We start from the raw sequence: 26017 nt of genomic DNA on the forward strand, positions 1-26017 counted from the left end.
CTTGGGAGGCACTCATGTTTCATCTTTAAAAAATTGGGTGGTGAGGATCATCTCCAGGCACCACCCTTAGAGTCAGGGACAACACAACATTCAAGATTGGAAAAGCCTGATATAATATTGATTTATAAACGCTAATCCGCCCAATAAAGCTTCACCGGGTTGGCAACCAAGAGTTGATGCTGCAATTCGGCCGTCGGCGCGATGCGGGGGATCATATCGACAAGGTGGCCGTCATCGGGGATGGCGTCCTGCATGTTCGGATGGGGCCAGTCTGTCCCCCACAGACATCGGTCCGGATAATCGGCGACAAGCGGCGCGACCGCCTCGGCGAAGGCATCCCAGGGGCAGCCGGCCGGGTCGAGCCGGTCCGGGCAGGTTGCCTTGAAATGGATGTCATCGCGGCTGTCGAGGAGCCGCCGGAAAGCCTTCATGTCGGCGCCATCAGGTCCCTCGATTACATCCGGGCGGCCCATGTGGTCGATCACGAGGGGCACAGGGATAGCGTCGAGGAAAGGCCGCAGTTCTTCCAGAATGTCGGCTTCGAAATAGACAACAACATGCCAGCCCAGCCGACCGATCCGGCCCGCAACCTCCAGAAACTTGTCCTTCGGTGCATCGTCCACCAGCCGTTTCAGGAAGTTGAAGCGAATGCCCCGAATACCGCCGACATGAAGGTGATCAAGTTCGGCGTCCGTAATCAATGGATCCACCACTGCCACCCCGCGCGCCCCGCCGCCGGAAGCAGCGATTGCGTGCAGGGTCGCTGCATTATCGGTGCCGTGGCAGCTTGCCTGCACGATCACATTTCGCGAAAAGCCCAGATGGTCGCGAAGCGCGAAAAGCGCATCGGCGCCAGCATCTTCAGGCAAATACTTGGCCTTCGGGCTGAAGGGAAACTCGGCCATCGGGCCAAATACATGACAGTGGGCATCCACTGCACCGGGCGGCGGCGTAAAGTGGGGCTTCGATGGGCTGGCGTGCCAGCTGACAATCCGGTCACTCATCCGAAAACTACTCCATCCATTAGCTTACGCGCCGTCCGCAGAAGGGCCGCCGTCCTGACCGCACCGGCATCATCAAGCTCCATGACGCAACTCATCTCGCCGGTCGGATGCTCGACAGAAAGCGTCTTCACCCTGCCTTCCGGGATCACCGCTACTTCGGCAGCCGGCGAACCATCGATGAGACACGCGGTTGCCACCGACACAGCCCCCAGTACGCCGATCGAAGCATGTGCCCGGTGCGGGATGAAACTGCGAACGGTAATTGCCCCACCCTGCCGGGGTGGCGCCACCAGCATCATCTTGGGCACCGATTTTTCGCGAACGTCGCCAAGGTTCATGCGTGCACCGACGGCGAGCCGAATGGCCTCGATCCTCGCCTTGAGGTCGGTATTGGCGTCCAGTTCCTCACGGCTTTCATAGCCTTTAATGCCAACATCCGCCGCCTTCATCACCACGCACGGCATGCCGTTGTCGATCAGGGTCACAGGAACGCCATTCACGGTTTCCGCCGCAAGGCCCGTCGGCAACAGCGCCCCGCAAGACGACCCGGCGGTATCGCGAAATTCGAGCGGCACGGGCGCATGCGTCCCCAGCACACCATCAATGGCAGCACTGCCGTCATAGACCACTCGTCCGTCAGGCGTTTGCACCGTGGCCACGGCAATCTGGCCGGTGTTTTCCATGAAAATGGTGACTTTTGTCTCGCCTTCAGCGGCGTCCACAAGGCCGCGCTCCAGCGCGAAGGGGCCTACGCCTGCAAGGATATTACCGCAATTCTGCGCGTCCGAGACAATGGCCTGGTCGACAAAGACCTGCAGGAACAGATAGTCGACATCCACACCCGGCCGATCGGACTTTGAAACGACCGCCACCTTGCTGGTCAGCGGATCGGCGCCGCCCATGCCGTCGATCTGGCGAGGGTCAGGGGATCCCATGACGCGAAGGAGGAAGGTATCGCGCGCTGCCCTGTCGGCAGGCAGGTCGCCCTTCAGGAAATACCCGCCCTTCGAGGTGCCACCCCGCATCCACATGCAGCGCACGCCTTCAGACATATTTCAGCCCCGTCTTCTCGAGCGACTCGCGCATCTTGTACATATCAAGGCCCAGAATGCCGGACGCGAGTTTGGCGCGCTTGTCGCCCTCGTTGGCTTCCCGTGCCTTGGCCTTGGCTAGCACGTCAGCCGCTGTGGCACGCGGCACCACGCAGACGCCGTCATCGTCAGCGACGATCACGTCACCCGCCTGAATGGCGGCACCTGCACAGACAATCGGCACATTGACGGACCCGAGGGTCGCCTTGACCGTCCCCTGAGCCGAAATGGCCTTCGACCAGACGGGAAATCCCATTTCGGTCAGGTCGCGCACATCGCGTACGCCGGCATCGATGATAAGGCCACGACAGCCGCGCGCCTGCGCAGAGGTTGCCAAAAGGTCGCCGAAATAGCCGTCAGTACAAGGACTTGTCGGCGCAAGCACGAGAATGTCGCCCGCCTTCAACTGCTCGATCGCGACATGAACCATCCAGTTATCGCCGGGCGGCGCTGAAATGGTGACAGCTGATCCGGCAATGCGCGCGCCCGGATAGATGGGCCGCATATAGGGCAGCATGAGGCCTGTCCGCCCCTGCGCTTCATGCACTGTCGCAACACCGCAGGCCGCGAGCCCATCAATGACTGCGGCGTCCGTCCGCTCGATATTTTGAACCACGATGCCGGACATAACGATCCCTTTCTTTCTGTTTCAGTAACAAGGGTCGCCTCGCCCCATGGCCAAGACAAGACGGAATGGTGGACAAGCCATAAATTTTTGCTAAGAAAAGCCATGAACCTTTGGCATTTCAACATCCGGCACCTGCGTGCCCTTGTCGCCATATCCCGCCACGGAACGCTGTCGCGGGCGGCCCGCGCGGTCAGTCTTACCCAACCGGCGGTGACACAGGCGATCAACAAGCTTGAACGCCAGTTCGGCCTGCCGCTTTTCATCCGACGGCCCGACGGCATGGACGCGACCGAAGCGGCCCTGATCCTGCGTCCTCGTATCGAGAAGGCCCTTTCCCATATTGGATCGTCGCGGGTGACCACCACCCAGATGCGGGCGCTGGTTCTCGTCGCCGAGGCCGGCAGTTACAGCGAAGCAAGCCGCAGGGCCGGACTGACCGAGGCCTCGCTCCACCGTGCCCTCGCCGACCTTTCAGTGGCAACAGGCGAGCGACTGGTTGAACGGCGCGGCCGGGGCATCATGCTCACCGCTAGAGGTTTGGCAACGGCGCGAACCTACCGCCTCGCCAACGTGGAAATCGTCGCCGCTCTTTCAGAACTGGACGCCCTGAAAGGGTATGAAACCGGCAGGATTGCGATTGGCGCCATGCCACTTAGCCGGGCCAAATTACTGCCCGCAGCCATCGCGCTTTTTCACCAACGCTTCCCCGACGTCGACATAGTGGTCGCGGAAGGATCACACAACGAGCTGATCGGCCCCTTGCGGGATGGCGACCTGGACTTCATGGTTGGCGCCCTGCGCGCTCCCGGTACGTTCAATGACCTGACACAGACCCATCTGTTCGTTGACCGGCCTGTCATTCTGGGGCGCAGCGGTCATCCGCTTGCCCGCGCCACGCCTGACGCCGCAACACTTGCCGAATATCCCTGGATCGTGGCAGGCCCCGGCGCCCCGCTCCGCGCGCAGTGGGAGGAAATTTTCACCCACGCCGGCATCGCACCGCCCCATGTACCCATTGAGTGCGGATCGGTGATCACCATCCGCCAGCTACTGATGACCGGCGACTTCCTGACACTGCTGTCGCCCGATCAGGTGGCCGTGGAACTGGAAGCCGGATGGCTTGAAAGGGTCGCGCCGCCGCCTGTTGCCATCAGCCGCAATATCGGTGTGACGACGCGCCTCGACTGGACCCCGACCCCCAGCCAGCAGGCTTTCATGGAACTGCTGATCGAACAGGCTGCAATCCAGAACACTTCACAATAATTTATGACCGGGACAACCTTCCGATTGGAAGCCCCAGCTGGCCGCGGCCTATGGTGTTTCCATGAAGCAGGATCTTGCCATCATTGGGTTCGGGGAAGCCGGCGAAATTTTCGCCGTTGCAGCCAATTGGCGCACGGACGCGCGGGTTTTTGACATTGCGACAACAGAGGCCGCATCTGCGGACGGTATGCAGAACCGCTACAGCACTGCAGGCGTGCATGGCTGCGCGAGCCTTGAAGACGCCATTGCAGGCCGGGCGGTTATCCTGAGCCTCGTGACGGCGGAATCATCGCTCGCTGTCGCCCGCAAGGCCGCAGGCCACATGGCTGCCGGCAGCCTGTATTTCGACATGAACTCGGTTTCGCCCGGCACCAAGCGGGAAGCTGCCGCCTTTATCGAGGGGGCGGGGGGTCGCTACGTGGATGTGGCGATCATGGCGCCGATCAACCCCGCCCGTCTTGACGTCCCGCTTCTTGTGAGCGGCGAATGGGGTGCGGAAGCCGAGGCAATGCTCACGGGCCTTGGTTTCAGATCCGTCCGCCGCGTGGAAGGTGGCGTGGGCCGCGCCTCCGCCATCAAGATGGTCCGTTCGGTGATGATCAAGGGCATCGAGGCGCTGACTGCCGAATGCATGCTCGCCGCCAGTGCCGCAGGCGTTGTCGACGATGTCCTTGCCTCGCTTGGTGCCGAATGGGCCGACAAGACAAATTACAATCTCGACCGCATGCTGGTGCATGGCCTTCGCCGCGCCGCCGAGATGGACGAAGTGGTGCGCACACTTGACGAACTTGGGGTCGATCCCCTGATCACCCGCGGCACGGTTGTACGCCAACGTGCCCTCGGCAGCATGGGGCACAAAAAGCCACCACAGGATCTGGCGGCCAAACTGGCCTTAATCACCGGAAAGAAGGAGGCGGCTGAATGACCCTCGTCATCGATTGCCACGGCCATTACACCACAGCGCCCGAGCCGCATAACGAATGGCGCGAGGCCCAGAAGGCCGCCTTCAAAACAGGTGCGAAGCCCCCGGCCTATCCCGACATATCTGACGCCGAGATCATTGAAACGATCGAAAAGAACCAGCTCAAACTGATCCGTGAGCGCGGCGCCGACATGACCATCTTTTCGCCCCGCGCATCCGCCATGGCCCACCATGTGGGCGACCAGGCGGTAAGCCAGGCCTGGTCGGAGCATTGCAACAATCTGATTGCGCGGGTCGCAGGGCTCTACCCTGAAGTTTTCGCCCCTGTCTGCATGCTGCCCCAGTCGCCTGATGCTGACCTGACGGCCTCCATTGCCGAACTGGAGCGCTGTGTCACACAGCATGGCTTCATCGGCTGTAACCTCAATCCCGATCCCGGCGGCGGTCATTTCAGGCATCCGCCGCTGACAGACCGATACTGGTACCCGATTTATGAGAAGATGGTGGAACTTGACGTGCCCGCCATGATCCATGTGTCGGGCAGTTGCAACCCCGGCCTCCACGCCACCGGCGCCTTCTATATTGCGGCCGACAGCATCGCCTTCATGCAGCTTCTGCAAGGCGACCTGTTCAAGGACTTCCCGACGCTGCGCCTGATCATCCCACACGGCGGCGGGGCGGTTCCCTATCACTGGGGTCGCTACCGGGGGCTTGCCGACATGCTGAAAAAGCCGGCGCTCGATGGGCATCTTATGAACAATGTCTTTTTCGACACGTGTGTTTATCACCAGCCGGGGATCGACCTCTTGGCCGACGTAATCGAGACCAAGAATATTCTTTTCGGATCCGAAATGGTTGGCGCCGTGCGCGGCATCGATCCGACAACCGGCCATTATTTCGATGACACGAAGCGGTACATTGATGCCCTTGATATCCCGGATGCAGACCGGCACGCGATCTTCGAAGGCAATGCCCGCCGCGTCTTTCCGCGGCTTGATGCACAGCTGAAAGCGAGGGGCCTGTGACAACCGATATCCACCAGTATCTCGCGGAATTCGAGGACATTCCCGGTACGCGTGTCTATACGGCGGCACGCGCACGCATGGGCTATCAGCTCAACCAGTTTGCCATGAGCCTGATGAAGCCAGAGAACCGCGCCCGGTGGAAAGCGGATGAGCGCGCCTATCTGGCCGATTGGCCCCTGACCGACGACCAGAAGCAGGCAGTCCTCGACCGGGACTACAATCGCCTCCTCGACCTTGGCGGCAATATCTATTTCCTCGCCAAGATTTTTTCCACCGACGGTCTTTCCTTCGTTCAGGCGGTATCGACCATGACCGGCATGAGCGTGGAAGATTATCAGGCCATGATGCTGGCAGGCGGCCGGTCACCCGAAGGTGTGCGTTCGAAGAAGGAGCAGAACTGATGGCCCGGATCACTGCAGGCGTGGGCACCAGCCACGTTCCCGCTATCGGCGCCGCAATCGACCTCGGCAAAACGGGAGAAGACTATTGGAAGCCCGTTTTCGCAGGCTATGACTGGTCCAAGGACTGGATCGCATCGCAAAAGCCCGATGTCGTGATCCTTGTCTATAACGATCACGCCTCGGCCTTCGACATGAAGTTCATCCCGACCTTCGCCATCGGCTGCGGCGAGCGCTTCGCGCCCGCGGACGAAGGCTGGGGTCCTAGGCCGGTGCCCGATGTGATCGGACATCCTGACCTTGCCTGGCATATCGCCCAGAGCCTGATCCTCGATGAATTCGACATGACCATCATCAACGAGATGACGGTCGATCACGGACTGACGGTGCCGCTGTCATTGATGTTCGGCCAGCCTGAAGCCTGGCCCGTGAAGGTCATCCCGCTCGCCGTCAATGTGGTCACCTACCCGCCGCCGACCGGCAACCGCTGCTGGGCGCTTGGAGAAGCGATCCGGCGGGCTGTGGAAAGCTTCCCCGAAGACCTGAACGTGCAGGTCTGGGGCACGGGTGGCATGAGCCACCAGTTGCAGGGCCCGCGCGCCGGGCTGATCAATGCCGCATGGGACAATATGTTCCTCGATGGCCTGATCGGGGAAGGCGATGCGCTTCGCCACATTCCCCACATCGAATATCTGCGCGAGACGGGCTCGGAGGGGATCGAGATGGTCATGTGGCTGATCATGCGCGGCGCCCTCGGCCCCCTCACGCACTGCCTTCACCGCCATTATCATGTGCCCGCCAGCAATACGGCAGTCGGCCATATCGTCCTAGAACCAGTTACAGGAGACTGACAATGCGGATCGCCCTCGCCGGTGCCGGTGCCTTTGGAGAGAAGCATCTCGACGGCCTCAAGAAGATCGACGGTGTTACTGTCACCTCGCTCGTCGGTCGTCGGCTTGAGCCGACCCAAGCCATTGCCGAGAAGTACGGCATCCCCCATGCCACCACTTATCTTGCCGAAACGCTGGCCCGCGACGATGTGGACGCCGTGATCCTGTGTACACCCACGCAGATGCATGCCGCGCAGGCCATCCAGTGCATGGACGCAGGCAAGCATGTGCAGGTGGAAATTCCCCTTGCCGACAGCTGGGCGGATTCCGAGGCAGCGATGAAGAAGCAGCAGGAAACCGGCCTCGTCTGCATGGTCGGCCATACCCGCCGCTTCAACCCGTCGCATCAGTGGGTCCACAACCGGATCAGGGCTGGCGAATTGAATGTCCAGCAGATGGACGTGCAGACCTATTTCTTCCGCCGCCAGAATATGAATGCGAAGGGCGAGCCCAGAAGCTGGACAGATCACCTGCTGTGGCACCATGCGGCGCACACGGTGGATCTGTTTGCCTATCAGGCAGGACCTGTGGTTGCAGGCAATGTCCTGCAGGGTCCGATCCACCCGGAACTTGGCATCGCCATGGATATGTCAATCCAGTTGAAGGCTGAAAGCGGGGCAATCTGCACCCTTTCGCTCAGCTTCAACAACGACGGACCACTTGGCACCTTCTTCCGCTACATCTGCGACAACGGCACCTATATCGCCCGCTATGACGATCTCGTCACTGGCCGCGAAGAAGCAATCGATGTGTCGAAGGTTGATGTCTCGATGAACGGCATCGAACTGCAAGACCGCGAGTTCATCGCCGCCATCCGTGAAGGCCGTGAGCCCAATTCAAGCGTTGCAAAGGTCCTGCCCTGCTACAAGGTGCTGCATGACCTTGAACAGCAACTGCGCAGCGGAGGCTGATCATGGCCGGGGTCAAGACACAGGTTGCAATCGTTGGTGCCGGGCCAGCCGGCCTTCTTTTGGCGCATCTCCTGAAAGCCGAAGGTATCGATTGCATCGTTATTGAACGGGTCAGCGGCGACTATGTACTTGGCCGCATTCGGGCAGGTGTTCTGGAGCAGGTAACGATCGACCTGATGGCGCGACTTGGCCTGGATAGCCGCATGAAGGCCGAAGGCCTGTATCACGAAGGCTTCAATCTCGCCGATGGCAGGCGCCTGATCCATATCGACATCGCAGGCCTGACTGGCAAGCGTGTCATGGTATACGGCCAGACCGAACTGACCCGCGACCTGATGGATGCCGCCAGCCCGCGCGGCGTCGAGGTTATCTATGAAGCCGCCAATGTGGCGCTCCATGATATCGAAACCGATGCGCCCCACATTACCTACTCGAAAGATGGCCTGAACCACCGGATTGACGCCCGGTTTATCTGCGGCTGCGACGGGTTCCACGGGCCCTCCCGGCAAGCCATCCCGAAAAGCGCTGGCAAGGCCTACGAGCGGGTCTATCCCTTCGGTTGGCTCGGTATTCTTGCCGACGTTCCCCCATGCGAAGCCGAGCTGATCTACGCCAATCACGAACGCGGATTTGCGCTGGCGTCGATGCGGTCGCCGACCCGCAGTCGTTATTATATCGACGTGCCGCTCAGTGAAACAGTCGATGACTGGCCGGATGAAAAGCTGTGGGACGAACTCGCCATTCGACTTGGCCCGGACGCCGCAGCCCATATCACGCGGGGGCCAGCCCTCGAAAAATCCGTCGCGCCACTCCGTTCCTTTGTGTTTGAGCCGATGCGATACGGCAGCCTGATGCTGGCGGGAGACGCCGCCCATATCGTTCCGCCGACCGGCGCCAAAGGGCTCAATCTGGCAGCATCCGATGTTGCCTATCTGTCGGACGGGCTGATAGCCTATTTCAACAAACAAGACAGCGCGCCGCTGGCCTCCTATTCCGAAAAGGCGCTTGCCCGCGTCTGGAAGTCCGAGCGTTTCTCCTGGTCCCTGACCCGGCTGATGCACCGATTCCCCGAAGACGGGTCTTTCGAACGCGCCATGCAAGTGGCAGAGCTTGATTATATCGCCTCATCAAAAGCGGCACAGACCGCCATTGCGGAGAATTATGTCGGCCTGCCGCTCTGAGAAAGGAACAGAATGACATCTCTTCCCGTCCCCAAGATCGGCCCCTACCCCGTTTCCGCCATCGGCCTTGGCTGCATGAACCTGAGTCATGCCTACGGCATCTCGCCGTCCGAGGCAGATGGAATCCGCCTGCTGAACCACGCGCTTGATGCCGGTGTCACCTTTTTCGATACAGCGGCGCTTTATGGCATGGGCGCCAACGAGCGGCTTGTGGGCAAGGCGATCATGCACCGCAAGGCCGAATTCACCCTCGCCAGCAAATGCGTGCTTGATGTCTATGACGGCAAACGTGGTCTCAATGGCCGGCCGGACGCCATCCTGAAGACGCTTGATCAGGCTCTGGTTCGGCTCGGCACCGATCATATCGATCTTTATTATCTGCACCGGCTGGACCGGAACGTGCCCATCGAGGAATCGGTGGGCGCCCTTGCACGCGCAAGAGAGGCCGGCAAGATCGGCGCTATCGGTGTTTCCGAAATGTCAGCTCCGACCATCCGGCGCGCCCACGCCGAGCATCCCTTGGCAGCCGTCCAAAGTGAATATTCGCCGTGGGTCAGGAATGTGGAAGTCGCAGTGCTCGATACCTGTCGGGAGCTTGGTATCGGCTTTGTCGCCTTCTCCCCGGTTGCCCGGGGATTTCTGGCCGGTGCCGTCAGTTCCCTCGATTTCGTGGAAGGTGATATCCGCACCGCCATGCCCCGCTTCCAGGAACCGAGTTTCACCCAAAATCTGGCACTTTTCGAACGCTTCAAGACGGTGGCCGAAACTGCCGGAGTTACCCCCGCACAATTGTCGCTCGCCTGGGTGCTGTCACGCGGCGATCATATCGTGCCGATCCCCGGCACCCGCTCCATCACCCATCTGGATGAGGATCTTGCCGCTGCATCGATGGACGTCAGCGTGGAGGCATTTGCAGCAGTGGATGAAATCTTTGCGCCCGGTGCTGTCGCCGGCCCACGTTATTCCCCCGCCATGCAGGCACAGATCGATACCGAACTGTTACCGGAAGAGGTAGCCGGTTGAGCCAACCGGCATGAAAGGGGCCGACGCCGGACGCGGATCGGCCCTTTCACAAGGTTTCTCTATTCGGGCCTGACCATCATGAGGGCATCAAGCGCGACGGCACCTTCACCTTCGGGATAGACAACCACGGGATTGAGGTCGACCTCGGCGATCCGCGGCTGCGACACCATCAGCCGGCCGAGGCGGGAAATGATGTCCGCAACGGCCACAACATCCAGCCGCGGCGATCCACGGTAGCCTTTAAGAAGCGGCGCCATCCTGAGTTTGCCTAGCTCGGCAACGATGTCCTGCACCGGCAGGTCCGGCACCAGAAGGCGGGTATCCTTCATGATTTCGGCAGTCACACCACCGACGCCAACAAGCACAACGGCTCCCCAGTCCGGGTCGTTACGCGCACCAATGATCAGTTCAAAACCGCGCTTGCCCATCCCTTCCACGAGCACGCCATCAAGCCTGATCGATGAATTGTATGTCTTTACGCTTGCTTGCATCCGTGCCCAGGCCGCACGGACAGCGCCCGAGCTCCCGCAGTTCAGCTCAACCCCACCGGCATCACTCTTGTGACTGAGATCGGCGGACTGCGCCTTCAGGGCGACCGGGAAGCCCAGACGCTCTGCCGCTGCCACCGCCTCATCAACGGTCGCGGCAAATTGGCCGACGGGAAAGGCGACACCTTGGGGCCCGAGAAGCTCCTTCGCCTTATACTCGGGGATCACCCCGCCTTCTGGCGGCAGCGCCAATGGCGGCATCTGCGTCGCCGGTGCTTTCGCAAAACTTCTGCCTGCCAGGTCATTCAACCGCTTCAATGCCCGGAACACCCTTTCCGTTGACGGGAAATAGGGAATACCCAACCGGCGAAGATCGGCAATGAAGGCGGCCGGAATATCGCCTCCTTCATCAAGCCCCGCAAAGATCACCGGCTTCTGCGGCTTCAGCTCGGATACTGCCTTCAATATCGGCGGCAACTTGATGCCCGAAGTCACAGGGTCTGTCTGAATGATGCCCACAACGATGCTGCCGAACCGGCCGTCATCAAAAAGTGCGGCGAGCGTGCGGAAATAGAGATCCGGATCAACGAGCCCCTGCGCAGTAAGATCAAGCGGATTGCTGACCTCGACAAATTCAGGGAGCGCAGCCCTCAAGGCTGGTGAATCCTCTGCTGTCACCTTTGGCAGATCAACGCCAAGGGTTTCGCATAGATCATAGGTCAGCGCCTTGAACGCGCCGGACTCACCAAGGACAGCGGCCCCGCCCTCGGGCATTGCCGGGCAGCGCACGATGATCTCGGCGATGTCCGCCAGTTCTTCAAGGGTTTCAGCAAAGACAACCCCGGCCCGTTCCACCTTGGTGCGCATGACGGCATAATCACCCGCGAGGGCACCGGTGTGGGTCGCCGCAGACTCTCGCGCGGCACTGCTTTTGCCCGGATGCAACAACACAATTGTCTTGCCGGCATCGCGGGCACGGAGGGCAGCGGCCAGAAACCGCTGCGGCTTCCGGAACTGTTCGACCAGCATCACGATCACCCGTGTGGCGGCATCGCCAACGAGATAATCGACATAATCCTCAACACCGCTCGCTGCTTCGTTACCGGTAGAAACCGAGAAGGTGAGGCCAAGGTCGCGGCTTGCAATTGTGGTACCGAGGACCGCAGCCATAGCCCCGCTTTGCGATACGATGCCGATCCCCGGCCGGTTACCGGGCGGCTTCGCTTTCGTCTCCACAAAGGTGAGCGGGATACCATCGACATAATTGACAAGACCAAGGCAGTTCGGCCCTTCAACGACCATGCCGGCGTCCCTTGCGATGCGCGCAATTTCACGCTGCTCCGCCATGCCTTCCTCACCGCCTTCGGCGAAGCCTGCGGAAAAGATGACCACAGACCCGACCTTCGCGGCCGCCAGCGCCTTCATGCTGTCAAGAACGGCAGCGCGCGGGATGGCCAGCACGGCGGCATCCACCCCGGAGGGCAGTTGATCGATCGAGGCGAGGCAGGGGCGACCGTTGATCTCCTCCCTTTTCGGATTGATCAGGTGAATATCGCCTGTGAACCCGTTGCTCTCGAGATTGGCGAGAACGGATGCCCCGAGCGCCCCGCGCTTTTCCGAAGCCCCGACAATCACCACGGATCGCGGCCTCAGGAGACGCTCAACCGCAGCGCGCGGCAACGCAGCCTGTTCGAACTCTGAAATTTCAGGCATGAGGTTACCTGTTTTTGTCGTAGGCGCCGAGGCCGGGCTTGTATGACTTTTCATCGATAAACTGGCGAATCCCTTCCTTGCGGCCCTCATTGTCGAAGCTGTTGGCAGCCTCCTGGGCGCGCACGAGGAAATCTTCGGCATTATCGTAGGTCATTTCGCGAACCCGCCGAATAGCGTCCTTGGTTGCCTTCAGGGCGACGGGGTTTTTCCCCAACAACACCTTGGCAACTTCGGTGACCCGTTCCTTCAGGGCTGACAGCGGCAAGGCCTCGTTCACGAGCCCCCATTCTGCGGCCGTCTTGCCGTCGATATTCTCGCCCATCATGGCGTGATACATGGCGCGGCGGAAGGAGACGAGCTCGGCAATCACTTTCGAGGCCCCACCACCCGGCAGGATGCCCCAGTTGATTTCCGACAGGCCGAACTGGGCTTCCTCGGCCGCAAAGGCGAGGTCACAGGCAAAGAGTGGCCCATAGCCGCCCCCGAAACACCAGCCATTCACCATGGCGATGGTCGGCTTCTGGTACCAGCGCAGACGGCGCCACCAGCCGTAGGATTCGCGCTGGGCATTCCGCACGGCACCAAGGCCTTTGGCCTCATTCTCGCGGAAATATTCCTTCAGATCCATGCCCGCGCTCCAGGCCGTTCCCTCACCGGTCAGGACGAGTACGCCCACGTCATCACGAAACTCCAGATCATCCAGCACTCGCATCATCTGCCGGTTGAGCTTGGGGCTCATGCAATTGCGCTTCTCGGGGCGATTGAAGCTTACCCACGCAATGCCGTCCTCGATGGTGACGGCGACAGTGTCTTCTTCCAGACGTTCGGTTGTCATTGTTTCAACTCCTTGGAAATCTTTGATCAGATGGGGAAATGGCCGGGTTCGGTTTCAACCGTGACCCAGCGAAGTTCGGTGAAGGCATCGATGCCTGCCTTGCCGCCGAAGCGGCCATAGCCGGAAGCCTTGGTGCCGCCGAAGGGCATTTGGGCCTCGTCATGCACGGTCGGCCCGTTGACGTGGCAGATGCCGGATTTGATCTGGCGCGCAACCCGAAGTCCGCGTGACGTATCGCGCGTAAAGACCGAGGCACTGAGGCCATATTCAGTGTCGTTGGCAAGCTCCACGGCATGCGCCTCGTCGCGCGCGCGGACGACCGCAACAACCGGCCCGAAGCTCTCCTCCCGGAACAGCCGCATCGCAGGGGTCACCTTGTCGACAACATGGGCAGGCATGATCACACCGTCCGCAGCACCGCCATTGGCGAGCGACGCTCCGGCCGCAACAGCATCCTCGATCAGCGACTGGACATGCTGCACCGTTTTCAGGTCAACCACGGCACCCAGAGGCGTTTTCCCCTCGCGCGGGTCACCCGCCTTCATGGTGGCGACCTTCGCCTTGAATTTCTCGACAAAGGCATCGGCGACGGCGTCGACAACGATCAAACGTTCCGTAGACATACAGATTTGCCCCTGATTCATGAAGGCACCGAAGGCTGCCGCCTTCACGGCTTCATCGAGGTCTGCATCGTCCAGCACGATCAGGGGGGCTTTGCCACCGAGTTCCAGAAGCACCGGCTTCAGATTTTCAGCCGCCCGCTTCGCAACAATGCGGCCAACAGCGGTGGAACCGGTGAAATTGATGCGCCGGACCGCCGGATGGTCGATCAGGGTGCCTACCACTTCACCAGCGTCTGCCGGCGCATTTGTGACGATATTGACTGTGCCATCAGGCAACCCGGCTTCGGCGAAGGCATCGATGATCAGGCTGTGGGTCCGCGGGCATATCTCTGACGCCTTTAGGATGACACTATTACCGCACGCAAGCGGCACGGCAATCGCTCGCACCCCGAGGATGATCGGCGCGTTCCAGGGCGCAATGCCAAGCACAACCCCCGCCGGCTCCCGCAGCGCCATGGCGATACAGCCCGGCTTGTCGGACGGGATCACTTCCCCCGATATCTGGGTGGTCAACGCGGCGGCCTCGCGCACCATGCTGCTGGCCAGCATCAGGTTGAACCGCGCCCAACCTTCAGTGGCACCAATCTCGCCCATCATTGCATCGACAAAGTCGTTTGCGCGGGCATCGAGGGCCGCCGCCGCTTTCATCAGGAAACTACGGCGAGCGTTTGGCCCAAGGGCACTCCATGCCGGAAAGGCTTGTGCCGCCTTGTCGGCAACCATGCCTGCCTCGGCAGCGGTCATGGCCTGAGCCGTGGTCGCCACCTCATTGGTGACGGGGTTGCGGCGCTCGAACGTCCTGGTCGCGCTTGTCTGTGTCATGTCGGTCCCCTCCAGGATCAATGTCTATTCTGTTGACGCAATGCTTGGTGTTTCACGGATTGGTGGATTGCCGGGTCGGTCGCAGGGCAAATATCGCGGCAGCGGCGATGAGCGACCCGGCCGCCATCGCCAGGGAAACGCCGCCGAGGCCATAACCAAGCGTGAAGAGCAGCCCGGCGATCACTGGCCCGAGTGCGGCACCGCCACGCCCGATGCCAATGATGAGGCCGGTCCCCCCCGCCCTGAGCGAGGCCGGATAGGCCTGCGCGATGAGGGCATAGAGACCAACCACGCCGGCATTGGTGCAAAAACCAACGACGGCAGCAACGAACGAAAGGCCTGCCAGCTCGTTTTGTCCCTGCCCGAAATAGACCACCGCCAGAACCGAAGCCGCCATTGCGCCGATTACAAGCAAACGTGTGCTGATCTGCAGGCTGGAAATACCAAGAAGGAAGGCTCCGGCCAGGCCGCCGATATTGGCCGCCACCAGCACGGCGCCCGCTTCCGAAGGTGCATAGCCCATATCGACCACGATCTTCGGGATCCATTTCAGGATGAAATAGAAGGTCATGATGTGGGTGAAATAGGCGAGCGTCAGCAGGATCGTCGGGCGAGCAAAGGCGCCGGAGAACAATGCTGTCAAGCCGCCACGCTGGTTCTCGGTCGCCTGCGGCGGCGCCAACCGGGTCACCGTGGCGTGCCCAAGCCGCTTCAGCACTGCATTGATGCGCGCAATCGGACGTTCCTGCTGTTTCTTCTGCATAAGAAAATCAATGGATTCCGGCAGCAGGAACCACGTTAGCGGCAGCATCAAGGCCGTCATGATCGTGCCGAGCACGAAAACATCCCGCCAGTTACCATCCACCAGCAGCATCGAGGCGAGCGCCCCGCCGATAATCGCACCGATCGGATAACCCGCAGCCATCGCGGTAACGGCGAAACTCCGCCAGCGGTCATTCGCAAACTCCGCTGCCATGGCGTTTGTGCTGGCCAGCATGCCGCCGATGCCGATCCCGGTAATCAGACGGACAATCGACAGCATCAGGATACTGGTGGTGAAAATCGCGGCACCCATTCCAACCGTCATGATCACCAGACAGATGAGAATGGTCGGGCGGCGGCCAATACGGTCGGCAAAGTGCCCGAGTGTGATCGATCCGACCGACATGCCAAACAGTTCCATGGACAGCACGAGGCCAAGGGCAGCGCGGTCAATACCCCATTCTGCGGCGATCCCCGGGGACGCAAAGCTGATCGACAGGACGTCGAAGCCATCAAGGGCCGTCAGCAGAACGCAAAGCACCACGACGGCGATCTGCATGCCCTTCATCGGCGACCTGGCAAGCACCGACCTCGGATCTTCATCGAAACTCATAAGCTATCCCCAACAGCAGGCGTCGGCACGGCCGTACACCTGTCTTTCCCATCCCGACTCAATTAGTATGCTTATGATACAATTGTGTCAACATACATAACCGACTTGCAACTATACCCATACTTTCAAGGCTTTATCCGGCTTCAGGCTTTAGGCTTGCTACGAACCGATGTTCGCACCTTGCTCAGCAAACGACGAAGCTCTGCGCGCTCGTCAGCACTCAGATCGCCGAAGGCGTGCTGGTCGTGAAGCGCCGTCGCCTGCTCCACCTTTTCCTGCAGCACAAGCCCGGCCGGCGTCATGTGAAGCGCATTGCTGCGGCGGTCCCGCCCGGGCCTTCTCTCGACCGCGCCGAGGGCGACAAGTTGGTCAACCAGCTTCATTGTGCTGGCCCGGTTGACCCCAAGCGCACGTCCGAGCGCCACCTGATCACATCCCTCATGCAAGGCCACATAGAAAAGCGCTGTTGCCCTTGCAGGCGTCAGGCCATGCTCCGCCAGTTCCGCCGACAGAAGCGCCATGGTCGCCACATCGGTCTGGTGCAGTTGATAGCCAAGCCGCTTTGCAATGATGCCTAGTGAAGTTACGCCACTCATATTCTTGCCGGATCAAGTTGAAACCAAGCCCTGAACCTATGGACAATTGATGGCATGAACAAGTTTGAAATTGCGCCCTTGCGTGCACCACTTCCCTTGTTCTCAAAGATCGGGATTGCTGCCCTTTCGGGCAGGTCCCGATCTTTGATCCTTAGCCCTGCCGTCAGAACTCCAGACCGGCACTCAGGAACCAGGTGCGTTTCCGGGCATAGATGATTTCGGCATACCCGGTCGCTGTCGAGAGCGACGAGTTGCCCGCCACCGGATAAAGCTCGTCCGTCAGGTTTTCGATCCCGAACGTCAGGTTCCAGCCACCCTCGCGCTCGGCAAGCCGGAGTGAGGCATTGACAAGCGTGACGCCCTTGTCCTGTGCAACCTCGATGCTGTTCGCAGCATCGAAGAACTGGGACGCGGTGTAGGACAGGTCAACCCGCGGGGTCAGCTCAAGATCGCCCGACAACGGGAAGACATAGCTCACGCCGATGTTGCCTTTCCATTTGGGGGTGAAGGGCAAGCGGTTGTCTGGTCCAACGGTCGCCGTGGTGCCGGGCACCTCGGTAATCTCGTCGATCTTGCTGTCCAGATAGCCGAGGCTGCCTTCGATCATGAAGCGGTCGGTCGGCACAAAGGCCATCTCAAGCTCCGCCCCGTCGATCGTTGCCGAGCCTGCGTTGAACAGCAACGGCACCACGCCAAGGCGGTAGATAAGCTGGATATCCTTGTACTTGGTGTGGAAAAGCGCACCGTTCAGGCGGAAGACCCGGTTGATGTCGGCCTTGAAGCCCGCTTCGAGGTTGGTGGCACGTTCCTCATCGAACGCAATCGGCAAGAAGCCCGGAGGCGGTGCATTGTAGCGCTGGTTATAACCACCGCTCTTGAACCCCTGCGACCAGCTTGCATAGGTCATCAGCGAGTCAGACCAGCGATACTGCGCCTTGAGCGTACCGGTCATGGAGGAGAAGTCCGTCTCGAAAAGGTCGGGCTCTACAAACAGTGCCGGGGTGCTGGTTGGCAGCGGATCCGGATCCGGCAGGGTCGACGGGAAGATATTGAAGGCAATGAGCTGCATCCCCTTCGTTTCTTCTGTGTAGCGAAGCCCGCCAGAAACCGAGAAGCGATCCGACACATCATATGTCCATTCCGTAAATCCGGCCCAGCTTTCGGTGCTGAGATCAACGATTTGCAGATCGCGCGAGCCCACACCGCCAGCGGCAACCACTGGCGGTGGCGCCCCGAGAAAGACAGTTACATAGTCATTGGTGTCTTCATCGAAATAATAGAGGCCGGCAACACCGTGCAGCGCGCCGAATTCGAACAGCGCCTGGAATTCCTGGCTAAACTGCTTGCTTACGCTCGAATAGTCAGTGGTCAGGATCGTGAAGGGCGTGTTGTCGGCATCGCGAACACCAGACCAGGTAAGATCCCTGTATGCCGTGACCGACTTCAGCGAGACATTATCGTTAACCGTCCAGTCGATAACACCGGAGAGGCCCCAGTTCTCGGTCTTGCTGCTCACATCTGCGTTGCCGCCGTTCGTGAATGGCCCGAGGTTCCAGAAATTGTTGGCGCACCGCGGATCATTGATTTCCGGCGTGCTCGGCGGCGGGAACGTTGCCCCCGGACACCCCGCGCCAACGCTGACCGCTGCAACAAATGCTGCGTTGGGATTGATTTCCTTGAACACGAACGGCGAGCCGTTTTCGTCTGCCTTGCTGTAGTCGGCTCGAACGGTCACGGTGACATCTGCACTTGGCGTCCAGCGCAACGCACCCTTCACGGCCCAATTGTCAGTATCACCAAGGTCAAGGCCATCAACGAGGCGGGTAACATAGCCGTCGCGTGTACGCCGGCTTACCGAAACACGGCTCTTCAAGGTTTCGCCAAGCGGCAAGTCTGCCGCAACCGAAAACTCCCGCTGGTTGTCGCTGCCGATCCGCACCTTCGCGCTGCCGCCAAGTTCGTCGCCCGGCGTGTTCGAGGTCAGGATCACAGCGCCGCCAATCGTGTTGCGCCCGAAAAGTGTGCCCTGCGGACCGCGAAGAACCTGGACATTGGCGACATCATTGAAATCCATCGCGCCGCCGACCGACCGGCCCATATAGACATCATCCACATAGATGCCGACACCGGGGTCAACAGCCCCCGTCGGGTCCACCTGGCCGATACCACGAATGAAGACCTGGGCGGCCGAATTGTTGCCCGAAAGCTGGCCGTAGCTTGTGAATTGCAGGCCCGGCGTGATGCGATCAAGGTCCGTCGTGCCGTTGATCTGCTGGCGCTCCAGCGCCTTTTCCGAGAAGGCCGATACTGCAATCGGCGTGTCCTGCATGTTTTCTTCGCGCTTACGCGCCGTCACCACAACTTCCTCAATCATGATGACGCTGGACTCTTGCTGCCCCGCCGCATTGGCAGCCGCTGCGGGCACAAGAATCGTGGCAGCCGCCATAACTGTAGAGATGACATAAGTAGAACTGGCGCCGCGAAGGCGCGACTTGATGCTGGTCATGGACCCCTCCCCAATTGTTCCGCATCTCCCAACCCGCCAAACGGCTGCCATATTCACTCAAGGCAGACCAGACCTGTTGAAGAGACCGCACCGAACACCCTCCCTGGCAGTCGGTTCGAAAATAGTATGACTAGGATACTGTCTGCATGCAATACTATTTATCGCATGCCTTAACCATAAATGGCGCATTTGTGTATTGCACCGCCGCCGCAGCTCGCCTGGAAGGCAAGAAACGGCCCTCTCCGGCGCGCATGCCGGCTCGCACAAACTGTTTCAGCAATAGGCCGGGGTTGAAGAAAGCCCGTCAGGCACCAATAGCGGCCCTGCCGCTTTCCGCAGCAGCCTGTTCGGCCTTGAGCAGGCGAGACAGAATGCCCCGAGCCCGCACGCCGCCGGCATCGATATTCAGCCCCAGCAGACGACGATCCGGATAAGCCAGCAGATTGGCTTGCTGGCGTTCGAGCATCTCGAGGTCTTCGCTGAATATCTTGCCCTGCCCTTCGCGGATGCTATCGGTGATGGCCTGATCGTCAGGCTTGAATCGACGGGCCATCCCCCAGAAATACCAGTGCGAGGTCCCTGTTTCCGGCGTGATGAAATCAACCACAATGCTGGAAGCCTTCACGTCATCCGGCGCGTCGTAGCCCCCATACCCGGCATGGGCGACCCCGACCTCGATCATCACATGGCTCGGCGGGCTGAAGCGGCAGATTTGCCAGCGGTCGACAGGCTTGTCATCTGCAAGGCCATTGGCCCGCAGCGCCATCTGCCAGAACGGCGGAGGCATCACATTCTCCATGTGGCGACTGGTGACAACCTGTTCCCCTTCAATAGTGGTTGTGGGGGCAGCTTCGTCGATCTCCTTCTGGCCGATGCTGTTTGCATGTACGTAAGTCTCATGCGTCAGGTCCATCAGGTTGTCGATCATCAGGCGGTAGTCGCACTGGATATGGAAACGCCCACCACCATAGGCCCACGCAGGATCCTCCGCCCATTCGAGATGATGGATTAGGCCGGGATCTGCCAGCTCACGATGGCCCGGCCACACCCAGATGAAGCCGTAGCGTTCCTCCACCGCGAAGGACTTGATCCGCGGAAAGCTGTCAACACGCTGCCCGGGCATCGCAAGGGTTGCACCGTCGCACCCCATTGTCAGCCCGTGATAGCCGCACACAAGCTTGCCCTCCCGGACCGTACCGAGCGAAAGAGGCGCGCCGCGATGCGGGCAGAAATCTTCCACTGCAGCAACCCGGCCGCCCTCACCGCGATAAAATACGATCTTCTCGCCGCAGATCTGACGCCCCAAAGGCCCTTCAGCGATTTCATCCGGCGTACAGGCAACGTACCAGGCATTCTTCAGGAACATCTCGTCTCTCCCCATTCACAATGGATCCAATATTTGCTGTTTTAAGCGTTAGTCAACACATATTGATATTTAATGGATCCATAATAAAACTGATCGAGACATGAGCTTTCCTGTCAGGGCATTATCCCTGCGGGAGAAAACTTGCGGAGAAACACGTGCAGAAACCCGGCTCTCTGGTCATGGTGACGCTTCGGCAAATGATTGGTTCCGGCGAACTGGCAGCCGGCGAAAGGCTTGTCGAAACAGCGATTGCCGAGCGGCTTGGCGTTTCGCGCATGCCGGTCCGCACTGCATTCCGTGAGCTGGCGTCGGAGGGATTGCTGGTGCGCGCCGGCGTGCGCGGCTATATGGTCCGGCACTTCACTTACAATGATATCGTCGACGGGGTTGAGGTTCGTGGCGTCCTCGAAGGACTGGCAGCACGCCAGCTTGGCGAGCGCGGCCTTGATGAAAGCACGCAAAAGCGGCTCCGCTCATGCCTCGCCGAGGGCGACCGGCTCCTTGCCAAGGGTTATCTCGATGAAAAAGATGCGGAAGCCTATCATTCGATGAATGTCCGGTTCCACGAGGCCATAGTCAGCGCCAGCGGCAACACCGCAGTGACAGCAGCCCTCGCCCGCAACGATCACCTGCCGTTCGCTTCGGTGAAAGCCATGACAATCAACACATCCGAAATGGAGCGCGAGTTTCGCAGGCTCAACTATGCTCACATGCAACATCATGCCATTGTGGACGCGCTTGAAGCGGGCCAGGCAGCCCGCGTTGAAGCCCTGATGCGGGAACATGCTGCCGCTGTCATCCGCTATACCGACTTGCTCCAGTCCGCCGATCCGCCCCTGAAGAACTGACGACGACAACGATAGACCTTACGCAGGAACGTTAGGCTGTTGCTCTTTGTGGTTGGTCACACTAATGGTATCAAAGGCTTGAGATTGGCTTGGAAACCGGGATCTGCACGACCACCCTATGCACGCGCGACGCACAAAAATGACGATGTCGGAACTGGCACGAATGGCCGGTGTGGATATTTCCACCGTGTCTCGTGCGCTCAGCGACAGCCCGCGGGTCAAGCCTGAGACCAAGAAATATATCCTCGAAGTCGCCGCGTCGACCGGATACGTGATCAACACCTCGGCCCGCAGCTTGCGCCGCCAGACGAGCGAAGCCATCGGCCTAGTCATTCCGTTGCGGCCGGAATCCGGCCAGACCATTTCCGACCCCTTCTTTCTGGAAATGATTGCGGCAGTGGGCAATGCGGCTTCGGATGCCGGATATGACCTCATCGTCAACATGCCGAAGGAAAAAGAGAAGATCGCTGAAAAGCGCCTTCTGGAAGCCGGACGTGCCGATGGCCTGATCGTGATCGGGCAAGCTGGCCTCAGCGCCCGCCTGCACGATCTTGGCCCCTTGAGGGACCGTGTTGTTGTCTGGGGCGGCAAAACGGACGAAGACGAATATACGCTCGTCGGCAGCGACAACCGTGAAGGCGGGCGACTGGCAGCCGAACACCTTCTTTCCCTCGGTCGCCGCCGCATCCTTTTCGTCGGCAACATGGAATTGCCGGAGGTGTTGCTGCGCTACTCCGGGCTGCAGGACGCCTATCGGGTTATGGGCTTGCAGCACCCGTCAGAGCTGGTCCTAGGGCTTGACTTCGGGGCACAGAACGCATTCGAGAAAAGCCTCGAATTCATCGATAGCGGAAAACAGTTTGATGCCATCTTTGCCGCTTCGGATGTGCTGGCAATTGCCGCCTTGCATGCCGTCAATGCGCGGGGCATGAGCGTGCCTCAGGACGTGGCGATTGTCGGCTACGACAATATCAGCCACTCGACCATGGTCGTTCCGCACCTGACCACCATCGACCAAAGCATCAAGGAAGGCGGCGAGATCATGGTGGACCTGCTGCTACGGAAGCTGGCAGGGGAAGAGGTGCACTCACAGGTGACCCCGACCCGCCTTGTCGTTCGTCAGTCAACCGTCGCAGCAAGCTGAAAACATCAGTCTCCTGCTCCACGCATTGCCAGCAGAATGCCGCCTTTCAGGCCGGCGTCATCGCCGAGCCCCGGCGTCGAGATCAATTCAATGGTTGCCCTGTCCTTCACATAGCCGTTCATCAGCATGTCATAGGCCACCCGGACCTTCTCGATCAGCCCATCGGCCAGCAGGATGCCGCCTCCCAGAATCACCCGTTCGACCCGGCTCATGAGCACCAGCGAGAGGCTGGCCTGCGCCAGATAATAGGCCTCGATCTCCCATGCCAGATGGTCCGCAGGCAGCGCCGCCGGATCACCAAAGCGATCCTGCAGCGCCTTTGCGCTGGCCAATCCTTCAAGACAGTCACCGTGAAAGACACAGCTTCCTTTAAAACCCAGGTCTTTCGGATGGCGTTGCAGGCGAATATGTCCGAATTCGGGGTGAACGGGATGCCCCAGCAGGCGACCACCTGTGTAGATGCCCGCCCCGATTCCTGTGCCTACAGTGACATAGGCGGCGCTGGCGCATCCCTTGGCCGCACCCCAAGCCATTTCCGCCAGCAGGGCGCCATTCACATCAGTTTCGACATGGACCGGCACGCCAAGGGCAGCGCTCAACCTCCCGCAGAGGTCACAAGACGCCCATCCGGGCTTCGGCGTCTCCAGAATGGTGCCGTAACTGTCAGATGCAGGATCGATATCGATAGGCCCAAACGATGCCACACCAAGGCTTTTCATCGTGGCATTATGCATGGACAGCGCTTCCCTGAAAAATGCAGTAACCGAAGCGATGGTCGCCTCCGGTACGCTCACCGGGATACGCTTGCGTGCGATAATCTCTCCGTCCAGACCTGCCAGCACACATTTGAAGGTCGTGCCGCCAGCGTCAATGCCGCCGAGCACCTGTTTCTGGTCACTTCCGCTCAAAATTTTCCCCTCTTACCCTTACAGAAATATCAGCAAATGCCTTTGTACAATCGTTTGTATTATGGCATTGCAAACGTTTGTACAATAGTGCAATAGTCCTTCGGGGAGGACCATATATGACGCATGTTTCCGCGCCGAAACCACCGGCCAACGCCACCATCATCTCTGCATTAACTTATGGCATGTTCTTTCTTTTCGCCATGACGACCGATGCAGTTGGCGAGATCATCAGGATCGCCAGGGTGGAAATGGACCTCTCAAACACCGAAGCCAGTGCCTTCCACTGGGCCAGCATGATCGCAATTGCGGCAAGCGGCCTCGGACTTGGTTTCCTCGCGGACCGGTTTGGCCGCAAGCCTGTGATCATTCTTGGCCTCGGCGTCTATATGGTGGCAAACGCCAGCTTCATGCTCGGCCAATCCTTCTACCTCTATCTCTCACTTCTCTTTATTTCGGGACTCGCAATCGGTGTCTTCAAAACCGCAGCGCTGGCTCTGATTGGCGATATCTCGCAATCCACCGAAGACCACACGGTGAGGATGAACAAGGTGGAAGGCTTCTTCGGCGTTGGGGCGATCATGGGGCCGATGCTGGTGGTTGTGCTGACGGGGCAAGGGTTTTCATGGACCCACCTTTACGGGATCGCGGCCACGCTTTGCGCCCTCATGGTCATTATCGCGGCGATCACACGCTACCCCGAAAAGGCCGCTCCTTCCGAAACACCAGCCTCCTTCTCTCGCAGCCTTTCTTTCCTGCACAACCGTTATGCGCTGGGCTTCTCGCTTGCCATCGCCCTTTACGTTGCCTGCGAAGTGGCAATCTTCGTCTGGCTGCCAACCTTCCTTGACGGCTTCATCAGCGACGGCATCGCTGGCCATTTCGCTGCCTACGCTGTGATGATTTTCTTCACCCTGCGGGCGGCCGGGCGGTTCCTTGGCGCCTATGTGCTGCAGAAAGCCGACTGGACAATTGTCATTCTGGTCTTCACCGCGCTCATCTTCGCCTGTTTCGCCCTCAGCGTATTGATGGGCCGCGAGGTCGCCGTGTATCTCTTGCCCCTTTCCGGGCTTTTCATGTCGGTTATTTACCCGACGCTTAATTCCAAAGGGATCAGCTGCTTCCCGAAATCAGATCACGGTGCCGTTGCCGGGCTCATCCTGTTCTTCACCGCACTTTCAGCTGCCTTCTCGCCACTCGCGATGGCCTTTGTGAGCGACAGTTTCGGCGCTGGCGACATGCGGATCGGCTTTGTTCTGGCAACTGTATTCGCCGCTGCGCTTTGCGCGGGAGCCTTCTGGAACTGGCAACGCAGGCCCGTGGAAACGGCGCTCGCCCAAGCAAACCGCATTCAATATTCGTGATGGACAGGAACCTGCATGACCAGCCCATTCTACGTTGATATTCCCCCGCCCAATCCCACCGTTTTCGTCAATGGCATCTGTCATCCGAACCTCTGGCTGTGGGATTCGTGGACTGCCCATGACCAATCGTCATTGCATCTCTATTGTCTCGCCCTGAATCGGCTGGCGCGCGACGGCAGCGCGATCCAGCCCGGGGACCGCAACAACTACCCCTTCCATATCCGTCACTTCCTGTCGGAAGATGATGGCATCAGCTGGCGGGATCTCGGGGTTGTCGCCAAACCGGGGGGCACGGCAGACGGGGCCGACGGCCGCAATGTCTGGAGCGGATCGGTGCTCCATTCACGGACGGGAAAGTGGCTCTTTGGCTATACCGGGCTGCGCGAAGTTACGGATGACCGCCAATTCCTGCAAACCATCTGCATCGCGGACGGCGCCACACCGAATGCCATCAGCGGTTGGTCTCCCAAGCCGGTCTCATGTCCGCTTCGGGATTACGACAGCATTCTTGCAGCAGGCTATTATCTTGGCACCAAGGAAAAGCTCGGCAGCAATGCAGGAGAAGCGGGCGGCCCCATTCTGGCCTGGCGAGACCCCTATCTCTTCTATGACAGGGATGGCATCCTTAACGCTGTCTGGGCTGCCAAGCTTGGCCCTACCAAACCTGCTGTCGCACGCGCGACGATTGGCGAAACGGAAGACGGATTTGTCATCGACAGGCTTTTCGCCCCCATCGCCCTGCCGGACGCCGCCGATTTCACACAGGCCGAGGTCCCCAAAATCTATCTCGATACGGCAGGCGACCAGTATCTGATGCTGATTTCGGCCTGCGACCGGCTGTATGAAGGCCAGCCCAACGCGGAAGTGACGATGGAAATGCGCCTGTACAAGTCGCGCGAACTGGAAGGTCCGTGGCTGCCCCACGGCAGCGAAGGCAGCCGCCTGCCGGAGTTGCGGGACCTTTTCGGGGCCAGCATCATCTCCAAGGGCTTCAGCCCGGAAGAGCTGGTCTTTCTCGGCCCCTATACCGAAAATGCAGGACCAGTGAGGCAGCTTTCGTTCGCGCCACCTGCCCGCCAGAAGCAGACAGCCTGAA

23 protein-coding genes are annotated in these 26017 nt (G+C 59.9%); 12 read left to right on the forward strand and 11 right to left on the reverse strand.

Features of this window, described 5'->3' with window-relative positions:
* Positions 1-131 precede the first annotated feature (131 nt).
* Genes PH603_RS12805 through ligK form a run of 3 tightly spaced genes read right to left on the reverse strand, consistent with a single transcriptional unit; the run spans position 132 to position 2723 of the window.
* Positions 132-1004 (reverse strand): amidohydrolase family protein, encoded by an 873-nt coding sequence (locus PH603_RS12805; RefSeq protein WP_289502931.1) that lies wholly within the window; start codon positions 1002-1004, stop codon positions 132-134.
* Positions 1001-2056 carry a 4-oxalomesaconate tautomerase gene (locus PH603_RS12810; protein ID WP_289502932.1) on the reverse strand — a complete coding sequence of 352 codons (1056 nt, stop codon included), beginning with the start codon at positions 2054-2056 and terminating at the stop codon, positions 1001-1003. Before PH603_RS12810 ends, PH603_RS12805 begins: the two co-directional genes overlap by 4 nt.
* On the reverse strand, positions 2049-2723 hold the full coding sequence (gene ligK, locus PH603_RS12815; protein WP_289502933.1) for a 4-carboxy-4-hydroxy-2-oxoadipate aldolase/oxaloacetate decarboxylase: 675 nt from the start codon (positions 2721-2723) through the stop codon (positions 2049-2051). The genes PH603_RS12810 and ligK overlap by 8 nt, the downstream gene beginning before the upstream one ends.
* Before the next feature lie 102 nt (positions 2724-2825).
* Here ligK and PH603_RS12820 point away from each other — a divergent pair, with 102 nt between their 5' ends.
* The 8 genes from PH603_RS12820 (at position 2826) to PH603_RS12855 (ending at position 10336) form a co-directional block, all read left to right on the forward strand.
* On the forward strand, positions 2826-3986 hold the full coding sequence (locus PH603_RS12820) for a LysR family transcriptional regulator (protein ID WP_289502934.1): 1161 nt from the start codon (positions 2826-2828) through the stop codon (positions 3984-3986).
* A 61-nt stretch (positions 3987-4047) separates the two neighbouring features.
* Positions 4048-4911, forward strand: a complete 864-nt coding sequence (locus PH603_RS12825) for an NAD(P)-dependent oxidoreductase (protein WP_289502935.1) — start codon at positions 4048-4050, stop codon at positions 4909-4911.
* On the forward strand, positions 4908-5933 hold the full coding sequence (locus PH603_RS12830) for an amidohydrolase family protein (protein ID WP_289502936.1): 1026 nt from the start codon (positions 4908-4910) through the stop codon (positions 5931-5933). The genes PH603_RS12825 and PH603_RS12830 overlap by 4 nt, the downstream gene beginning before the upstream one ends.
* Positions 5930-6334, forward strand: a complete 405-nt coding sequence (ligA, locus tag PH603_RS12835; RefSeq protein WP_289502937.1) for a protocatechuate 4,5-dioxygenase subunit alpha — start codon at positions 5930-5932, stop codon at positions 6332-6334. Before PH603_RS12830 ends, ligA begins: the two co-directional genes overlap by 4 nt.
* The gene (locus PH603_RS12840; RefSeq protein WP_289502938.1) at positions 6334-7182 is read left to right on the forward strand and encodes a class III extradiol dioxygenase subunit beta; all 849 of its coding nucleotides are present in this window, start codon (positions 6334-6336) and stop codon (positions 7180-7182) included. The genes ligA and PH603_RS12840 overlap by 1 nt, the downstream gene beginning before the upstream one ends.
* A 2-nt stretch (positions 7183-7184) precedes the next feature.
* Entirely contained in the window at positions 7185-8132 is a 948-nt protein-coding gene (locus PH603_RS12845; RefSeq protein WP_289502939.1) for a Gfo/Idh/MocA family oxidoreductase, read from the forward strand.
* A 2-nt stretch (positions 8133-8134) separates the two neighbouring features.
* A complete protein-coding gene (gene pobA / locus PH603_RS12850) occupies positions 8135-9313 on the forward strand; it encodes a 4-hydroxybenzoate 3-monooxygenase (protein ID WP_289502940.1) in 1179 nt (392 codons plus the stop codon).
* Positions 9314-9325: 12 nt separating this feature from the next.
* On the forward strand, positions 9326-10336 hold the full coding sequence (locus PH603_RS12855) for an aldo/keto reductase (protein ID WP_289502941.1): 1011 nt from the start codon (positions 9326-9328) through the stop codon (positions 10334-10336).
* Positions 10337-10395: 59 nt separating this feature from the next.
* Here the strand turns inward: PH603_RS12855 and PH603_RS12860 are convergent, their stop codons facing one another.
* The 7 genes from PH603_RS12860 to PH603_RS12890 form a co-directional block, all read right to left on the reverse strand.
* The gene (locus PH603_RS12860) at positions 10396-12537 is read right to left on the reverse strand and encodes an acetate--CoA ligase family protein (RefSeq protein WP_289502942.1); all 2142 of its coding nucleotides are present in this window, start codon (positions 12535-12537) and stop codon (positions 10396-10398) included.
* Between the two features lie 4 nt (positions 12538-12541).
* Positions 12542-13372, reverse strand: a complete 831-nt coding sequence (locus PH603_RS12865) for a p-hydroxycinnamoyl CoA hydratase/lyase (protein WP_289502943.1) — start codon at positions 13370-13372, stop codon at positions 12542-12544.
* A gap of 26 nt (positions 13373-13398) precedes the next feature.
* Complete coding sequence (locus PH603_RS12870; RefSeq protein ID WP_289502944.1) at positions 13399-14817, reverse strand: aldehyde dehydrogenase; 1419 nt, start codon at positions 14815-14817, stop codon at positions 13399-13401.
* A gap of 52 nt (positions 14818-14869) precedes the next feature.
* Positions 14870-16192: an MFS transporter gene (locus tag PH603_RS12875; RefSeq protein ID WP_289502945.1), complete on the reverse strand. Its 1323-nt coding sequence runs from the start codon at positions 16190-16192 to the stop codon at positions 14870-14872.
* 143 nt (positions 16193-16335) lie between these two features.
* On the reverse strand, positions 16336-16788 hold the full coding sequence (locus PH603_RS12880) for a MarR family winged helix-turn-helix transcriptional regulator (protein WP_289502946.1): 453 nt from the start codon (positions 16786-16788) through the stop codon (positions 16336-16338).
* Positions 16789-16951: 163 nt separating this feature from the next.
* Positions 16952-19294 (reverse strand): TonB-dependent receptor, encoded by a 2343-nt coding sequence (locus tag PH603_RS12885; protein ID WP_289502947.1) that lies wholly within the window; start codon positions 19292-19294, stop codon positions 16952-16954.
* A gap of 304 nt (positions 19295-19598) precedes the next feature.
* Positions 19599-20660 (reverse strand): Rieske 2Fe-2S domain-containing protein, encoded by a 1062-nt coding sequence (locus PH603_RS12890; protein WP_289502948.1) that lies wholly within the window; start codon positions 20658-20660, stop codon positions 19599-19601.
* A gap of 155 nt (positions 20661-20815) precedes the next feature.
* Between PH603_RS12890 and PH603_RS12895 the strand changes: the two genes are divergently transcribed.
* Together PH603_RS12895 and PH603_RS12900 are read left to right on the forward strand one after the other, a co-directional pair.
* Entirely contained in the window at positions 20816-21508 is a 693-nt protein-coding gene (locus tag PH603_RS12895; protein ID WP_289502949.1) for a GntR family transcriptional regulator, read from the forward strand.
* A 145-nt stretch (positions 21509-21653) separates the two neighbouring features.
* A complete protein-coding gene (locus PH603_RS12900; protein WP_289502950.1) occupies positions 21654-22652 on the forward strand; it encodes a LacI family DNA-binding transcriptional regulator in 999 nt (332 codons plus the stop codon).
* Positions 22653-22657: 5 nt separating this feature from the next.
* Here the strand turns inward: PH603_RS12900 and PH603_RS12905 are convergent, their stop codons facing one another.
* Entirely contained in the window at positions 22658-23560 is a 903-nt protein-coding gene (locus PH603_RS12905; protein ID WP_289502951.1) for an ROK family protein, read from the reverse strand.
* Between the two features lie 116 nt (positions 23561-23676).
* Here PH603_RS12905 and PH603_RS12910 point away from each other — a divergent pair, with 116 nt between their 5' ends.
* Complete coding sequence (locus PH603_RS12910; protein WP_289502952.1) at positions 23677-24921, forward strand: MFS transporter; 1245 nt, start codon at positions 23677-23679, stop codon at positions 24919-24921.
* Between the two features lie 15 nt (positions 24922-24936).
* A complete protein-coding gene (locus PH603_RS12915) occupies positions 24937-26016 on the forward strand; it encodes a glycoside hydrolase family protein (protein WP_289502953.1) in 1080 nt (359 codons plus the stop codon).
* The last annotated feature ends 1 nt before the right edge of the window (position 26017 follow it).

This window comes from Gimibacter soli, assembly GCF_028463845.1.
Lineage (GTDB): Bacteria > Pseudomonadota > Alphaproteobacteria > Sphingomonadales > Kordiimonadaceae > Gimibacter > Gimibacter soli.

Bases quoted from the DNA above. Each gene is read 5' to 3' on its own strand.
- ligK (WP_289502933.1), bottom strand. From the start codon at position 2,723: ATGTCCGGCATCGTGGTTCAAAATATCGAGCGGACGGACGCCGCAGTC.
- PH603_RS12900 (WP_289502950.1), top strand. From the start codon at position 21,654: ATGTCGGAACTGGCACGAATGGCCGGTGTGGATATTTCCACCGTGTCT.
- PH603_RS12830 (WP_289502936.1), top strand. From the start codon at position 4,908: ATGACCCTCGTCATCGATTGCCACGGCCATTACACCACAGCGCCCGAG.
- PH603_RS12845 (WP_289502939.1), top strand. From the start codon at position 7,185: ATGCGGATCGCCCTCGCCGGTGCCGGTGCCTTTGGAGAGAAGCATCTC.
- PH603_RS12805 (WP_289502931.1), bottom strand. From the start codon at position 1,004: ATGAGTGACCGGATTGTCAGCTGGCACGCCAGCCCATCGAAGCCCCAC.
- PH603_RS12880 (WP_289502946.1), bottom strand. From the start codon at position 16,788: ATGAGTGGCGTAACTTCACTAGGCATCATTGCAAAGCGGCTTGGCTAT.
- PH603_RS12855 (WP_289502941.1), top strand. From the start codon at position 9,326: ATGACATCTCTTCCCGTCCCCAAGATCGGCCCCTACCCCGTTTCCGCC.
- PH603_RS12910 (WP_289502952.1), top strand. From the start codon at position 23,677: ATGACGCATGTTTCCGCGCCGAAACCACCGGCCAACGCCACCATCATC.
- PH603_RS12870 (WP_289502944.1), bottom strand. From the start codon at position 14,817: ATGACACAGACAAGCGCGACCAGGACGTTCGAGCGCCGCAACCCCGTC.
- PH603_RS12840 (WP_289502938.1), top strand. From the start codon at position 6,334: ATGGCCCGGATCACTGCAGGCGTGGGCACCAGCCACGTTCCCGCTATC.
- PH603_RS12860 (WP_289502942.1), bottom strand. From the start codon at position 12,537: ATGCCTGAAATTTCAGAGTTCGAACAGGCTGCGTTGCCGCGCGCTGCG.
- PH603_RS12810 (WP_289502932.1), bottom strand. From the start codon at position 2,056: ATGTCTGAAGGCGTGCGCTGCATGTGGATGCGGGGTGGCACCTCGAAG.
- PH603_RS12885 (WP_289502947.1), bottom strand. From the start codon at position 19,294: ATGACCAGCATCAAGTCGCGCCTTCGCGGCGCCAGTTCTACTTATGTC.
- PH603_RS12820 (WP_289502934.1), top strand. From the start codon at position 2,826: ATGAACCTTTGGCATTTCAACATCCGGCACCTGCGTGCCCTTGTCGCC.
- PH603_RS12890 (WP_289502948.1), bottom strand. From the start codon at position 20,660: ATGTTCCTGAAGAATGCCTGGTACGTTGCCTGTACGCCGGATGAAATC.
- pobA (WP_289502940.1), top strand. From the start codon at position 8,135: ATGGCCGGGGTCAAGACACAGGTTGCAATCGTTGGTGCCGGGCCAGCC.
- PH603_RS12875 (WP_289502945.1), bottom strand. From the start codon at position 16,192: ATGAGTTTCGATGAAGATCCGAGGTCGGTGCTTGCCAGGTCGCCGATG.
- PH603_RS12865 (WP_289502943.1), bottom strand. From the start codon at position 13,372: ATGACAACCGAACGTCTGGAAGAAGACACTGTCGCCGTCACCATCGAG.
- PH603_RS12915 (WP_289502953.1), top strand. From the start codon at position 24,937: ATGACCAGCCCATTCTACGTTGATATTCCCCCGCCCAATCCCACCGTT.
- PH603_RS12825 (WP_289502935.1), top strand. From the start codon at position 4,048: ATGAAGCAGGATCTTGCCATCATTGGGTTCGGGGAAGCCGGCGAAATT.